This window comes from Burkholderia sp. Bp9099 (genome assembly GCF_003857805.1).
Classification (GTDB): Bacteria; Pseudomonadota; Gammaproteobacteria; order Burkholderiales; family Burkholderiaceae; genus Burkholderia.
Genome location: NZ_QTPU01000003.1, coordinates 66,671 through 81,276, shown reverse-complemented (window position 1 = coordinate 81,276; position 14,606 = coordinate 66,671). Strand labels below are relative to the sequence as shown.

Sequence of the window (14,606 nt, the reverse complement as noted above, 5' to 3'; positions counted from 1 at the left end):
ACACAATATCTCCGGAACCAAGTGGCCAATTGCGGCGATCGATAGCAATCTCACTTTCTGCCGATGATCGTGAGGAGACCGGACCGAGAGCCGTCTTGCTACGTGCGCTGGAGTTAATCTTCGATGAAAAATTGCTGCGTGCCTCAAGAGCGATGACTCAACCTGGCTTGACCGGACGTTCCACTCAAGCAGCCATTTCAGCAGTATTGATCAAACCTGTCAGCGACCTTTGCAACCTCAGATGTTCGTATTGCTATGAAGGGGAGGAAGGACAACGTTTCAGGAGTCGAAAAATGTCGCTTCAGACGTTGGAGCGAGCCATTATCGACGCATGCGATCAAGCAGATAATGACATAGCGTTCCTATGGCACGGCGGTGAACCGTTACTTGCGGGAGTATCGCTTTTTGAGCACGGGGTGAGAGTACAGAAACTTCATTCTCGGGAAAATTTACGAATAACGAATGCCGTACAAACCAATGGAACTTTACTTGACAATGAATGGCTGCGTTTTTTTAAGCGAGAAAACTTCAGTGTGGGGATCAGTCTAGACGGCCCACCGGAGTTGAATGATATCGCGCGATACGATGCAAATGGACGAGGAACCGCAAGTAAGATTGAAGCTGCAGTTCGAAAGCTGCAAGAGGAAAGCGTTCCTTTTGGGATAATAAGCGTGATCGGGCCGCAACACCTCGGTCACGGTGATGACTATCTCCGATACTTCCTAGAGCTTGGGGTCTCTCACTTAGACATACACCCTGACGTTCGTCTTTCGGATGGAACGATAGTGGGCATTTCACCGGCGTCGTTCGCCTCCTTCTGCATCGAACTCTTTGAAAGCTGGCTCAAAGCCGGGCATACCAGCCTTAGAATTAATCTTTTCGATGACTTCCTCCGAGGTTATTTCGGTCTAAACCCTCAAACTTGCTACTTCTCTGGGAGTTGCTCAAAAGTCGTCGCGGTCGAGTCCTCCGGCGAAGTTGTTCCTTGCACACGACCTTTTGATCGAAGTCAGTTCACTTTTGGCAACCTTACTCTCGACGGTTTGGACGCGGTTAAAACGGCCAAGTCGACGCAACACTTCGCTCGATTGGATAGAGAAGGCCAAGCCCGCAGTGAGGCTTGCAAATGGCATCATTTGTGTCATGCGGGTTGCCCTCAACACCGGGGTGACGCAACGTCTAAGCAGCGCGTCGACCTTCCAAATCTATATTGCGACTGTGATGGAGTTAGTGGCGGCGGCTATGCTGCTGTTTGGGAGCACATCGCGTCGCGAATGCACGATATTTTTGTAGGTAGCGATGTTCAAGTATTAGGAACACCTCAGCGAATGCTGCGTTGGCTGAAGCTCGAGCATTGATTCGGTTCAGGCAGAGGAACAACGGCCACCATCGCCACCCACAGAGCATACGTCGCCACCCACTACTACACGGATAGCACGCAGCCGCATCGTCAGTTGCTCAGTGTCGCTCGGTACGATTTCAGGCCACGATACAGCAGAACTCATTAGCCTCGGCAAAGAACCCTTGAATGGATCTTCCGCAATCGTTCTCACCTCATTTCCTTGTTGTCGAGGTCAGCGCGTCGTAGTCACGCTCACACTGCTTGCCGGCGATGCCTCGATCGTCAGCGATTTTTGCCAGTTCTCCCGACGTTTCATCAGACCGACCGAGCACGTCGGCAAGCAGATCGAGGGCGCCGCCGGTTGCCTGGCTTCCGGTCTCAGCGGTGGAATGGCGGGCCCGTTCGACGAGTTCGGCAACTTGATTGCGCAGGCCGACAGCAGCAGCGCCAGCGGCAACTGCAGCATCACGCGCCGCGTCACGTTGTTTTGCAGCATTTTCAGCGTTCCCCTGTTGTTGGCGAGCGATTCGATCGCTCTCGTCGCGCTCGAAGGCGAGTTCGCGAATACGCTGCGCCTGCGTTTCGACTGTGTGCGATTGGTCAGCATCGCGATGACCCTTGAAATAGCCGCCCGCCGAGCCGAGGACAATCGCCGCGACGACGGCCAACCAGAAGCGAGGATCGATCAACATCACAGCCCCCTTTCGCACAAGGCGCGTTCGAACTCACGACGTTTCACCAAGCCTGGCAATATGCGGCCACCGCCGTACACCCACTGCGGCTTGCCGGTGTCGGATTCGTTCATCGCTCGACATGCCCCCTTCCAGTTGCCCGCGTTGAAACGCTTGGCCGTAGTGCTGCCGCAATACGCGCCTGTCCCGACGTTGTAGGCAAAGCTCACGCTCGCCGCGAGCTGATACGGATGGTCTTTCAGACCAGGCGTGCATTTCAGCACCGGCTCCGCATGCTCGATGAGACGTTGCTCAAGCCGAGCAATGCATTCGTCGTGCGTGAAGCGCTGGCCACGCTTCACATCCTTCGTATCGCCGAAGCATCCGGTGATCATCCCAATCGGATCCGGCCCAGCAACCAACACCTCGCCCTCGAACTTCGGGACCATCAAAAAAAGAAGGGCTGCCGCAGCAGCCCCCACAACACCGACAAGCGTCTTTTTCGGCATCTCAGCCATCGTCCTTCTCCATCTCCATGATGCGCATATCGGACTCGCGCTGTTCGCGGCGATCCTTCCGCCACATAAAAAAGAAATTGAGTCCGAATGTCGCGAATGCCGTCAAAATGCCGACGATCACTCCAATGTCAGTCAGCGTCAGCGACGACGCCACGGCCGTAACGCTCCCCACGTAGCTCGCCACCTCAGTTGGACTCGCTCGCATCTGTTCCCCGTAACGAAAAAGGCCGCCAATTTGGCGGCCCATCACACAATCCCCGTCGCATCTAGCACCATGAAGCGCGAATGCCATTGCTCTCGGAATCCTGACCAGTTCGGCTTGCGCCCACCTCCGTACATTGTTGTGCCCCACGAAACCGTATTTCCGCTCACGCGAATCGAACTCAGTTCGACGCCCGCCGGGTCGTAGCTCCATGCCTGGCGGACCGGGTAAACTCCCGATACGACAATCGGCACTCCGTACGTCCTTGACTGCCACGTAGCACCGGGCGCGCCTAGCGTCGCCCACCCAGTTCCGGGCAGATACTCGTCGTAAATCACATCGAGCACGCGAAGGAACGGCTTCGACGAATCCACAATCAATTCGCCACGTTCGTTGAATACCTGCAGCCCAAAATTGCCAGCCGCCGGCGGGACACGATCGAAAAGGAAAAAGTAGACCGTGCACGGACGTTCAGTGATAAACGTCAACGTATAGGTGTTGCCGCTTCGCGAAGTGCGCCATACCGTAATGCCGACTCCATCCGACGCATACACTCCGTACATGGGCCCTGCCGTGGAATTGAACGAAAACGACACGTTCGGCAACGTGGCGTAGAACGTCTTTCCCGCATCGTTAAGGGCCAGCTGTAGCACCCCGTCCACCGAGTTTGCCGACATCGCCTGCACCATCTGATAGTTCGGCGTTGAGCCGTCAATCTGGTACACACCGGTATCAGTGAACGCTTGAAACCCTGCTGGCATCAATACACTCCAAACACAATCCAACCCGGAACTCGAATATACGCATTCGAGCCGCTGGCGTTTCCGCTATAAGCCCAACTGACACCGCCCGCATTGATCGAAACCACCGGCGATGGCTCGGCCCCTGACACGCGGTAAAAAATCTGATCAGGCATAAACGCCCAGAACGGTTCCCCACCAGACATATTCGCGGCAGCACTCCCATCGATTCCACCCGTGTGTACGATTCCGACGACCCGCCCCGCGCGCGACTTCGCGTCAAGGACAAGACGGCCGGCGCCGTCAAAAATCTGAAGCCCGGCCGCCATCACCACATCCCCATGCGCACTCGCAGCACGCCATTACCGTCATAGACGCGGACACTACTGCCGTCGACCACCAGTCGATTCCCACTACCGTCAGAAGCGTTGATCTCGAACCAACCGCTCTTGTCGAGCCGCCACCCTTGCCGCCCGGCGATGTAGTTGTCGGACTGGATATAGCTGCCGATCATCGCGTTCGTGATCCACCCCGCACCGATAAGCGCCTGACGGAGAAAAACTTGGCCGCCCTGCACCACGAACGGCACGATCGAAGCCCCACCATTGTTCGGATCGACCACCGCGAAGCGACTCGCCGAAACCAGCACCTGCGACTCGACAACACCACTACTGTTGTCAATCCCGACACCGATGCCGGCGATGTATGTCTTTCCGTCCGACGTGACCTGCGTTTTGATCTGGTACGAGGCAGCAACACGGCCATTCAGATCTGCATATGACTGCGCGACTGTTTGAACTGCCGCGGCGTTCGCGTCTGCCTGCGCGCGGATCGTCGTGATCTGCTGCGCCTGCGCGCTGTCGGCATCGACACGGGCCTCCGTTTCCGTTCGAATATCCGCGAACAGCGACGCTTGATCCGACTCCATTCGAGCGGTAACAGCATCAAGCCGCTGCCCCAGCGCCATATCGGCTTCAGCCCGAGCCGATTGCTCCGACCACACGCCGGCCATTACACTCGTCGAACCTGCCGCCTGGCCTGCGTCACCGGCCATCGGTACGTTGATCTGCGCCGACACGCTTTCGATACGGCTCGACAACGCGCTGTCGGCATCTGCCCGAGCCTTCTGCTCCGCCGCGATGTTGGCGGTGTTCTGGCCCACGGCCGCATTGATTGTGTCGATGCGACCGGACAAGGCGCCATCGGCGCTCGCACGCGTACTTGCCTCGCTGGAAATCGCCGCGTTGGCGTCAGCGACCTTGCTCGTCAGCGACGAGATCGCGCTCGCGTTTGCTGAGTCTCCATCGGCGCGCGCTTTCTGCTCGGCGGCGATCGCGGCCATATTGTCGCTAGCTGTCGCCGTCACCGAATCGATACGCTTGCCAAGTGCCGAGTCGGCATCAGCGCGTGCCGTTTGCTCCGATGCGATCGCCGACTTGTTGCTGTTCGCCGTCGACGTCACTGCGTTAACGCGAGACGATAGAGCACTGTCGGCGTCGGCCCTCGCCTTTTGTTCCGTGACAAGTGCAGCCGAATTTGCAGCCGCAGATGCACTGACGGTATCGATACGGCTCGACAGTGCATCATCGGCCGTAGCCCGAGCACTCGATTCCGCCGAAATTGCTGCCGCGTTATTGGCGAGCCCGATATCCTGCGACAACGCCCAGGCTGCCCCATCCCACACCAACAGGCTGTTATTCCCAACCGTGCTAACGGCATCGTTCGCAGTCGGGATGTAGCGCCCCGCACCAGCAAGCGCCTCAAGCTGCTGCCCCCAAACGTAGATCCCGCTGGCACCGTCTCCCGGATACGTCGTGGACCCGTTGTACACCTGCGTGCGCAGAATGATCGACGTGTCCGACGTAGTGAACTGTGCCGTGTAGGTCACACGCCACCAGCCATCCGACAGCGGTGTTGCTCCGTACGAATGCGTGCCCTTGGACAAGCTCGGCGCAGAAAAAACCCCGTTGGTCGCATCAAATACGACGCCGCCAGACGTGCCAGTGTTGTTGCGGCAGAACACCTTAATTTGCAGCTTGGCACGCTCGCCAGCCCTCACGTACAGCGAACGCGTGAACGGCTGCGTCGGATCGATACTCGGATATTGATCGACGTAGTGCTCGCCGTCGGCCGTCGATTCCACCAGCTTTTGCGCCTTCCCGGAACCTGCCGGCGCAGCAATCGCATCCTTCACAATCGAGCACCGGACCTTCGACCACGCCCCGTTCGTATAGTCCTCCGAGTACCGAATCAGGTTCGTGCTACCGAGATCAATCCATACGTCGTTCACGGCCTTGGCAACCGGAGTGATCGACTGTCGGAACGTCGTATTCTTCGCGTTGGTCTGTGCCTGCACAAATGCGATGCTCTCCGCGTTTGCCGCGTCTCCGTCGGCACGCGCAGTCTTTTCCTGCGTGATCGCGGCTCCGTTCGCAGCGGCCGTCGCCGTGACCGTGTCGACACGTTTACCCAGTGCGGTATCGGCGTCCGCTCGGACCTGCTGCTCCGTCGCGATTGCCGCCTTGTTCGCACCGGTGTCCGCCGTCACCGAGTCAACACGCTTGCCAAGCGCCGAGTCGGCGTCGGCCCGCGCCGATTGCTCGGCCGAAATCGCTGCGGTATTACCCGCCACCGTCGAGCCGAGCGAATCGATACGCGTCGACAACGCCGTATCGGCCGATGCACGCGCCGACACCTCGCTGCTGATCGCTGCCTTATTACCGTTCGCCGTGGCCGTCACTGCATCGATTCGGGTGGACAGCGCGCCATCCGCGTCTGCCCTGGCTTTTTGCTCCGCCGTAATCGCGGCGGAATTTGCGGCCGCAGACGCCGTCACGCTATCGATTCGAGTCGAAAGCGCACTATCCGCGGACACACGCGCATCGGCCTCCGTCGCGATCGCTGCAGCGTTATTGGCCAGCCCGGCGTCCTGCGACAGCACCCAATCAGCTCCATCCCAGACCGACAGACTGTTGTTGCCGACGGTGCTGACGGCACTGGCAGCCGTCGGGATATAACGTCCAGCCCCGGCAAGCGCCTCGAGCTGCGCGCCCCACACGTAGACACCGCTCACGCCATCCCCGTTGTAATTGAAATCGGTGGCGTTGAGAGCAATGCCCGTGCGAACGATAAAGGCTGTGTCGGCTGTAGTGAATTTGAGTGTCTGAGAAATCCTCCACCAGCCTCCTGCCAGCGGGAACGCGGCGTATGACTGAACTCCGTTGGTAACCACGGCACCGGAGAACTTCCCGGTTTCCGCACTGAAAATGACTCGCGCGTAAGAGCCCGTGTTATGAGCGCAATACACCGCGAGAAACACGCATGACCGCTCGGCTGCCTTCATGAAAATCGAACGTGTGTACGTGCCGGTCGTGTCGAGCCCCGCCGGCGTCTGGTCGAAATAGTGCGCGCTGGAATCCGTATTGGTGGCTTCAACCAATCGCTGTACCGTCTGCGTACCATCCGGCGCGGTGATCGCTGCGGCCACCACGGACGCCCGCTGCTTCGACCATGAACCAGTCGCGAAATCCTGCGAGTTGCGCAACAGGTTCGTGCTGCCAAGGTCGATCCAAACGTCATTGACCGCCTTGGCGACCGGCGTTACCGACTGCCGGAACGTCGTATTCTTCGCGTCGGTTTGAGCCTGCACCGCCGCGATGCTGTTTGCGTTCGCCGTGTCGCCGTCCGCACGCGCGGATTGCTCCTGCGTGATGGCCGCAGCGTTTGCACTCGCCGACGCCGTAACCGCGTCGACGCGCTTGCCGAGCGCGGTATCTGCATCCGCCCGCGCCACCTGCTCCGCCGTGATCGTCGACTTGTTCGAGCCGACGTCTACCGTCACGGTGTCGATACGCTTACCAAGCGCTGTATCAGCGTTCGTTCGGGCCGTCACTTCACTGCTGATGTCGGCCTTGTTTGCGTTCGTCGCCGCGGACACGGTATCGATCCGAGCCGACAAAGCATCGTCCGCCGTTGCGCGCGTATTCGATTCAGACTGAATCGCCCCCGCGTTCTGCCCGACGGACACCTGGAGCGACGTGATCGCCGACGCATTCGCCGAATCTGCTGCGACGCGCGCGTTCCGCTCGTCGACGAGTAAACCGCTCGGCAGCGATTCCAGCTTGCTGTTGGCCGGATCCTGCAGCCCTGTGAGCTTCACCGACAGTTGCTGTCGCGCGGTCGTCTCTGCCGTGTCGGCAGTCGCCCGCGCCATCGCTTCACTAGTGAGCGCGGCACTGCTTGCGCCCGGTGCAGGACGCCCGACCGAGATCCAATCGATTTCGAAAAAATCCTTCGCCGTTGGCGCCAGCGCCAGGTACACCCGAAGCTGACTGACACTCCCGCTCCACGCTTCGTTGAGCATCACAACCGCAATGCCGCTCTCGTCGTAGTCTGGTTCCGGAATTGCCAGGTTCGACCACGTACCCGCGATGTTGCGGCCGACGAATCCATACCAACCGGGATTGCCCGTCTTGCGAATACGCAGACGGACCTGTCGGTACTCGTCGCCGTTGATGTCGAGCGATGCCGGCGATTGCACGTAGCCCTTCGCGACCGCCGGCGGCTTCATCCATGAAGCCGTTACAGTCGGCGTACCGGATTGCGCGGTCCAACCATCGACCCCGTTCGTGAAGTACCAAATCTGGGCATAGTCGAACTGCTCACCGACGCCCGCCTGCAGTTGCGTGATTTGCTGCACGACCGACTCGTATTGCGTCACCCGTGCGTCACGTTCCTGCCCGATCAGGCCGCTCGTTACCTTGCTGAGATCGGCCCCGTCGTATCCGCCTCGAAGCTGGGTAGCAAGCAACTCGCGCTGGTTCGCCTCAGCATCAATCGCGGACGCTCGCGCAACCTGCTCAGCCTGAATCGCGGACGTGTTCTTGCCGATCGACGCGGTGTTCGTATCGATCCGACTCGACAGCGACGAGTCGGCCGATTGCCGCGCGGATTGCTCCGACGCGATCGACGCGCCGAGCTTCGCGGCCTGATCGGCCAGCTCGCGCGCCTGCACATCCGACGCTGCTTTAATGGCCGCGTCGCGGGCGGACGCCTCGCCTGCGATCGCCGTCGTTCGAGCCGACGTCTCGGCAGCCAGCGCCGCCTGTCGGTCCTCCACCTCCTTCTTGATGGCCGCAATTCGGTCAGCGACCTCCTGCTCAATCTGCGCAGTGCGAGTCGTCGCCTCTGCAGCGATGGCCGCGTTCCGTGCCTGTACTTCGTCCGCCAGCGCTTTCGCGCGAGCTGCAGCCTCCGCGTTGTCCGCATTCGCCCGCGCGGATGCCTCTGCTGCGATCGCGCTGGTGCGATCCGATACCTCCTTAGCAATTGCAGTTGCGTTGCTCGATACGTCCTTCTGGATGCCGGGAATCGCATCAATCGGCTTTTGCAGATCCTCGTTCAGCGACGAGTGAGAAATCTTTCCCTCGAAATACTTGTCGTACGCCTCTTCGTCCGTCGTTGGCTGGCCCTGCACACCCGGCCCGCTCGCCGGGAACCATGATCCAACGTTTCCCGAACGGTCGACGAGCCGCGCCCAGAAATAAAACACCTGGCCGACCGCCAATCCCTGAATCGAGGTCGATGCCTGCGGATATGCGAAATCCGACAGCTTGATTGCATCGTCACGATTCGTCGTGCGGCTCTGCCAGATTTCCGTGCGCTGTGTGTCGCCCGCAGTACCATCGGCCGGGAATGCCCAGCTCAGATTGATCCCGTAGACCACGCCGGCCGCCTTCAACGAAGCGACTGCCGGCGGTGGCGTCGTTTTTCCATTCAGCGTCGTTTCCGCACTGACGGCCGGCAGCGACGTCACGTTCATCACGTTTTGCGCGCGCACGCGCGCCACGTACCGCCCCTGATAGATCCCCGGGATCTCGACTTGCAGGCCGCCCGTCTGTGCGACGCTAACCCAATCGCCGTTGTCCTTCCGCCATTCCGGCAAATACGTCACCGCCTTGTCCGCGGCGTCCCACGCGATCACCATGTTGGTTTTCGCGATGCCTTGGTCGATCACCGAATACGTCGAGATCTTGACATTGGCCGGCGGCATCTGCACCGACGGCGGAACGACCGTAATCGGACGTTGCTGAATCTGCGCACCGTCATCGATAGCCGCATACTTTCCCGGTTCGTGTTTCGTCGCGGTGATCGCGTATGCGATCTTCCCTTCGTCGTCACTCTCCTGCACGCTGACGACGCGATAGAGCTGCGCGGTGAGCTTGTCGCTTTCCAGCATCCACACCGCACCAGCAATCGGATCTGCGTCGAACCGATCGACCAAGGTCAGCACATCGCCATCGACAGACTTGACCGCGCGAGTCTGTGCGAGCCCCGACGGAAGAATTGCCGTGAAGCGATCGCCCGCAGCAACTGTGGGCGCCTTGTCCAGTGCGATCACCTTTCCGGCCGCCGACCGAATCCGGCCACCAATACGCGCGCCAGCCTTCTTCGGGTCGGCAATCGCGATCACTTGCCCCGGCCCGACCAGCACGCCGTCCATACCGACCTGGAACGCCACCGAGCCGGACTCGTATCGCGACGTCAGCAGGATCCACTGCCCTAAGCGATGCGCCTGCGCCTGCGACGTGCAACCGAACGCAGTCACCTGCGTCTTCACGACGCCGTAACGCGCGATGCCTTCGTCGTCTTGGACTGCCTCGACGGCCTGCTTGTATTGATTCGTCGGGTCGTTGTAGCTCACGAGCGCGACCGTGTACCGCGTCTTACGCTCGCTGCCCACATACCGGAACGCGCCATCGATCACGTTAGCCGCGGTGTACACGTACACCGGATCGGACGGCATGTCGGCTGACGCAACGACTGCGCCCGGACCCCAGTACGCAATCCCACGGAATACGCTCGCGATGTCCTGCAGCACCTTGAACGCGTCGGCCGCCGATTGGATCACGCAATTGCACGTGAATCGCGGTTCGACGCCGCCCTTACCATCCGACACCATCACGTCGCAGTAGCGGGCGATTTCGTACAGCCCCCACTTGTCAATCATCGACGCGTCGACCGTTTTACCCAGCCCGTAGCGATCATTCAACAGCAGGTCGAAGAAGATCCACGCCGGATTGTTCGTCCACGCCAGCTTGAACGTCCCATCCCATGCACCGGAATACGTCCGCGTGTCTGGATCGTAGTTCGACGGCACTCGAATGATCAGGCCCCGCACGTGATACGACCGCACCGGCACCTGTGAGAACGATCGAGCGTCGAACGTCATGCCGACGAGTGCCGTCATCGGATAACGCATCTTTCGGTCTATCACCTCCGTGATCGCTTCGATGTTCACGGCATCGGCGATCAACGAGCTGTGCGCGTTCGGCGTGATGCGTCGCACGCGCACCAGCCAGCCAGTTTTCGCGCGCGGCAGTTCGATCCGGTGCGAACGCTCGTAGAGCGTCGTCGTCTTGCCATCGAATGCCCCCTTCAGCACCTCGGCATACGACCCGCCATCGACCGACAGATCGATCGCGTATTCCACGCGATAGCCGAACACGCCAGCCGAAGGATCGCTTTTCTGCAGCGCTGGCACGCCGAATCGAATACGAACCGCCGTGAGCTGCGTGTTCTGCACCTGACGCACCCACGGCGCGTCAGACGTCAACGGCACGCCGATAGCCGATTCGCGCTCGACCGCAGGAAAACCAGGCATGAACTCCTGATCCAGCGTGCCCGTGCGAACGTCGACGCTGTAATTCTGGAAATTGACTGATCCGTCAGCATTCTGGATCGGCGTGCCATCGAGCATCACCGATTGCATGCCCTTTACCAGCCCAATGCTCGGACCTTCCGTAATGATGTCGAGCACCTTCGCGCGCGCGACGGAGTGCAGGTTGTCCGGCGATTCTCCGCCCCCACTGCCGCCACCACCGCCCCCTTTCGCACCGCTGATCAGCTTCACCCCGGATTCCGCATAGATCCTTTTCACACCTGATCCTCTGTATAGATGCCCGAACTAGCTACCTTCGAACCGACCACCATCTCTCCGTACACGAGCGGCACCGGCTCACCCTGGGCGGCACTGTTCACGGCTCCGTTGAAGTAGTACGACGTGCCGTTGTCCGCAACGCCAGCCAGCCCGGCCTGTTGCGGGCTCAGCATCTGCGTGATGCCGCCGAGCGCCATCGAAACGCCCAGCCCGATCAGCGTTGGCTGATTGAAGACGAAACCGGCCACCGCCAAGGCAGCGCCGAGAATCGTCTGGAACAGCCCGCCGCTCTTGCTCCCGATAATCACTGGCGCGATACGGATCGCGTCATCGCCCACCGGAGCGTCTAGATCGTCTTCGCTCAGGTTTCGTCGACCGTTGAATACCGCGAACGTCAGCCCTTCTGCGCGCGCCTCGAGCAGGAAGCGTTGAAAGCCGGGAATCAACACCGAGAGGGCACGCACCGCCTCTGCAGTCGACGACACGGCCAAACGATGAACCCGGCCAAACCGAGATCCCGCGATCCCGTAAAGCCTCACCTCGCGCAATCTCTCGTTCAATCGGCACCTCCGACGTAACGCAAGACCGTCGTTAAGCAGTCCCGCCACATCGAACCCCAAACAGCACGACACGACAGCCGGCCGTACATGTGGTGCGCGAACATACCGTCACCGAGATACACGCCCGAGTGATTTGGCACACCGTTTTTGCTGCGAATTTGCATCAGCAACACGTCGCCCGGTTCGATCTGCGCATCGCGCCCCAAGTCGAGAAATCCCGCGTCCTGGCAATGCGCGACGTACAGATTCGAATACCCATCGTTCCACCAGCCATCCTCGCGCTCGAAATCCGGCAGCGCGATCCCGCGCTCCGCGAGATACCAGTCGCGCACCAGCGAATAACAATCGAGCACGCCGTGCACATACTCCCGGCCGTACAGTGGCGCAGCGTACCCGCTCGGCCCGAACTCGCACCAGTTGTCGATACCGATCGAGCCGTCCACCTGCACGCCCAGGGAGACGATCACCCACAGCGGGATGCCTGCACGCTCGCACATCGCTCGGTCACCCATGCTCGGCTGCGCCACGCCGTTCGGGTGCGAATGCACGAGCGCGAGGATTTCACCCATGTCCTCGGCGTCCGCGTAATCCTCGGCCGCGAGTGAGAATTGCTCAGTCGGCGCCGCCGCAGTGTTTCGGCCCGGCAAATACGCCTCACCGGCTGCGGTCGCCACGACGAGCCCGCAGCATTCACGCGGATACTCGGCGAGTGCATGTTCCGCGATCGCCTGTTTAATTCGTTCGTCCATAAAAAAACCCGCCGAATGGCGGGTCCGTGAAGTGAGGTTGATCGACGGGCTAGGCGAGCGTGTCGCACAAAAAGCCGCCGTGGGGCAGCGGATTATTCACGCCGTACCGGCATTCGCACCCACTGATTTTCAGGCTGCACCGATCGAGCGCCGGATCGCTCACGGGTTTGTCGTTCTTGTCGAAAAACACCATCGCTGTATATCCGCATTCCGGCCCGCGGTAGCGCCATTGGCACATGCCGACGATCTGTCGCGCAGGAACCTGCTGTCCGCCGAAATCGAGCGGCGACGACAACGTGAACTCGACTTGAACCCCGGGCTGCTCGTCGCTTTTCTGTTCGATTCGCCACTGCTCAGGCGGCCATTGCTCATTCGAGTCCGCAGTCGGGTTGCCGTCAGGAAAATTCACAGCGTCGAGGTATTTCGCCAGCGTGCGCCGGCGGAACACCTTCGCGCCGACGAGATCATCAAGCGCAACACACAGCGCCGTGATCGTGCCGTTGATGTCCCCAACGGTCAGCGTCGGAGACGGTTGCCGCGCATCCGACGTCCGCTCGAACCCGGCCGCCTGGATCGGCCACGGCTTGTATACCTTGCCTTGCCACACAATCGAAGTCGACTGCAGGTGACCGTGAAAACGCTCCACGTCGCCGCCAATCGCCGTACAGTCGACCTCGAACAGTTCGATACGATGGCCGGGCTCGAGGCCCTGAATATCTGCTGTGATTGTCACGACGTAACCCCCGCAATCCGCATAAACCTCGGATAAAGCGGCCCAACTGGCTGATTCTTCGTTATCAGGAATTGCAGCGTGTACGTCTTGCCGGGCACAAGTCCGCTTTTTGCGATGGTCGCAACGACTTTCCCCCTCCCCCCGAATCCCGCGTCAGCCGGAATAATCGTCGCAATATCGTCCAGCCCATCGTATACAGCGGTAGCCCCGTCCGCCACACGGAGACGGCCAACAACATCGGTTGCCGCAGAAATCCCACTGGCTAAATTTAGCGTGGCGGTCGCAGTCGCGAGGACCGTGCCGCCGGCCCCGCACACGAAGTTGGCAGACGCGCGGACCTCGTACGAATTCACGGCAAGATCTGCCTCCGATCCCCCAGCGACATTGAACACGGCGGGCCGCGTCATGTTTCCGCTATCCCATGCGACATTTCCCGCGAATGTCGGACGCGAGCCGATCGAACATCCTGCCCCCGTTCCGTCGATAGTTACCTTATCAGTCGTCACACTGTAAATGAATGGACGCGGACCGTCCCAATTTCCATACTGATCCCCGGGCGCGGTGCGCATCAGGTAGAGAGCGCTACTATCCTTGCGCCAGAACACCCCATGATCACCGTTGACGACACGCAGAAAATTCGACGACGTTGATTGCAGCTCCGCACCCGCCCTGACGTTTCGCGCTGCGGTCACATCCTGGCCGACGGAGAGACTTCCCTTGACGATCTCATCGATTGCATACGAACGGCCGCGCAGGAGCACACGCCACGCCTTCACGCCATCAGTATCGATAAGGACTGCCTCGCCGAGATTCAGATCGATCGCCGGGAACGAATCTCCCGAACCCGTTGCGGGCGCCAGAGAAACTGTCTTCCCTACGTTCCGAAGATGGATAACTCCGTCTGCCGGACACTGCGCGGCGACCGGTAAAGTGATCGTCCCGCCAGCTGCGATGTTGATGCTCACCCTCTTACCCACATGTCCCGCCGTGAGCGTCCGCACGGCAGTGATCGGCGTCGCGGAAGTAAGCGCCGCTTGCGCGCCCAACACGTCGACGTTGGCATTAAATTTCGTATTTGCCGTACGCTGATCATCGCCGCCCGATCCGGTCGGCGCCTCACCGAGATTTGCTTTTTGAAGATTTGCCATGCCA

Annotated in this window: 10 protein-coding genes and 2 pseudogenes; 1 reads left to right on the top strand and 11 read right to left on the bottom strand. The window is 60.2% G+C overall.

Annotated features, from left to right (window positions below):
- Nucleotides 1-95 precede the first annotated feature (95 nt).
- On the top strand, nt 96-1,358 hold the full coding sequence (locus DIE17_RS04020) for a radical SAM/SPASM domain-containing protein (protein ID WP_185735361.1): 1,263 nt from the start codon (nt 96-98) through the stop codon (nt 1,356-1,358).
- 196 nt (nt 1,359-1,554) lie between these two features.
- Here DIE17_RS04020 and DIE17_RS04015 read toward each other — a convergent pair whose 3' ends face one another.
- From DIE17_RS04015 to DIE17_RS03965, 11 genes and pseudogenes are all read right to left on the bottom strand, one after another.
- Nucleotides 1,555-2,037 carry a DUF2514 family protein gene (locus DIE17_RS04015; protein WP_124920740.1) on the bottom strand — a complete coding sequence of 161 codons (483 nt, stop codon included), beginning with the start codon at nt 2,035-2,037 and terminating at the stop codon, nt 1,555-1,557.
- Nucleotides 2,034-2,531 carry a lysozyme gene (locus tag DIE17_RS04010; protein ID WP_124920739.1) on the bottom strand — a complete coding sequence of 166 codons (498 nt, stop codon included), beginning with the start codon at nt 2,529-2,531 and terminating at the stop codon, nt 2,034-2,036. The genes DIE17_RS04015 and DIE17_RS04010 overlap by 4 nt, the downstream gene beginning before the upstream one ends.
- Entirely contained in the window at nt 2,524-2,736 is a 213-nt protein-coding gene (locus tag DIE17_RS04005) for an HP1 family phage holin (protein ID WP_124920750.1), read from the bottom strand. Before DIE17_RS04005 ends, DIE17_RS04010 begins: the two co-directional genes overlap by 8 nt.
- 41 nt (nt 2,737-2,777) lie before the next feature.
- On the bottom strand, nt 2,778-3,494 hold the full coding sequence (locus DIE17_RS04000; protein ID WP_124920738.1) for a hypothetical protein: 717 nt from the start codon (nt 3,492-3,494) through the stop codon (nt 2,778-2,780).
- A complete protein-coding gene (locus DIE17_RS37845; protein ID WP_260439204.1) occupies nt 3,494-3,802 on the bottom strand; it encodes a hypothetical protein in 309 nt (102 codons plus the stop codon). The genes DIE17_RS04000 and DIE17_RS37845 overlap by 1 nt, the downstream gene beginning before the upstream one ends.
- Nucleotides 3,802-4,539, bottom strand: a pseudogene (locus DIE17_RS38295) (DUF1983 domain-containing protein); the annotation flags it as partial. The gene DIE17_RS37845 and the pseudogene DIE17_RS38295, both read right to left, overlap by 1 nt.
- Before the next feature lie 4,302 nt (nt 4,540-8,841).
- Nucleotides 8,842-11,412, bottom strand: a pseudogene (locus DIE17_RS38290) (host specificity protein J); the annotation flags it as partial.
- Nucleotides 11,409-11,972 carry a tail assembly protein gene (locus tag DIE17_RS03980; protein ID WP_124920736.1) on the bottom strand — a complete coding sequence of 188 codons (564 nt, stop codon included), beginning with the start codon at nt 11,970-11,972 and terminating at the stop codon, nt 11,409-11,411. The pseudogene DIE17_RS38290 and the gene DIE17_RS03980, both read right to left, overlap by 4 nt.
- Nucleotides 11,969-12,721, bottom strand: coding sequence for a C40 family peptidase (locus DIE17_RS03975; protein WP_124920735.1), 753 nt, complete (start codon nt 12,719-12,721; stop codon nt 11,969-11,971). The genes DIE17_RS03980 and DIE17_RS03975 overlap by 4 nt, the downstream gene beginning before the upstream one ends.
- Before the next feature lie 49 nt (nt 12,722-12,770).
- On the bottom strand, nt 12,771-13,454 hold the full coding sequence (locus tag DIE17_RS03970; protein ID WP_124920734.1) for a phage minor tail protein L: 684 nt from the start codon (nt 13,452-13,454) through the stop codon (nt 12,771-12,773).
- Nucleotides 13,451-14,602, bottom strand: a complete 1,152-nt coding sequence (locus DIE17_RS03965; protein WP_124920733.1) for a hypothetical protein — start codon at nt 14,600-14,602, stop codon at nt 13,451-13,453. The genes DIE17_RS03970 and DIE17_RS03965 overlap by 4 nt, the downstream gene beginning before the upstream one ends.
- Nucleotides 14,603-14,606: the final 4 nt, after the last annotated feature.

Excerpts from the sequence above, each read along its gene's own strand:
- DIE17_RS04010 (WP_124920739.1), bottom strand. The coding sequence starts at position 2,531 with ATGGCTGAGATGCCGAAAAAGACGCTTGTCGGTGTTGTGGGGGCTGCT.
- DIE17_RS37845 (WP_260439204.1), bottom strand. The coding sequence starts at position 3,802 with ATGGCGGCCGGGCTTCAGATTTTTGACGGCGCCGGCCGTCTTGTCCTT.
- DIE17_RS04000 (WP_124920738.1), bottom strand. The coding sequence starts at position 3,494 with ATGCCAGCAGGGTTTCAAGCGTTCACTGATACCGGTGTGTACCAGATT.
- DIE17_RS03965 (WP_124920733.1), bottom strand. The coding sequence starts at position 14,602 with ATGGCAAATCTTCAAAAAGCAAATCTCGGTGAGGCGCCGACCGGATCG.
- DIE17_RS03975 (WP_124920735.1), bottom strand. The coding sequence starts at position 12,721 with ATGGACGAACGAATTAAACAGGCGATCGCGGAACATGCACTCGCCGAG.
- DIE17_RS04005 (WP_124920750.1), bottom strand. The coding sequence starts at position 2,736 with ATGCGAGCGAGTCCAACTGAGGTGGCGAGCTACGTGGGGAGCGTTACG.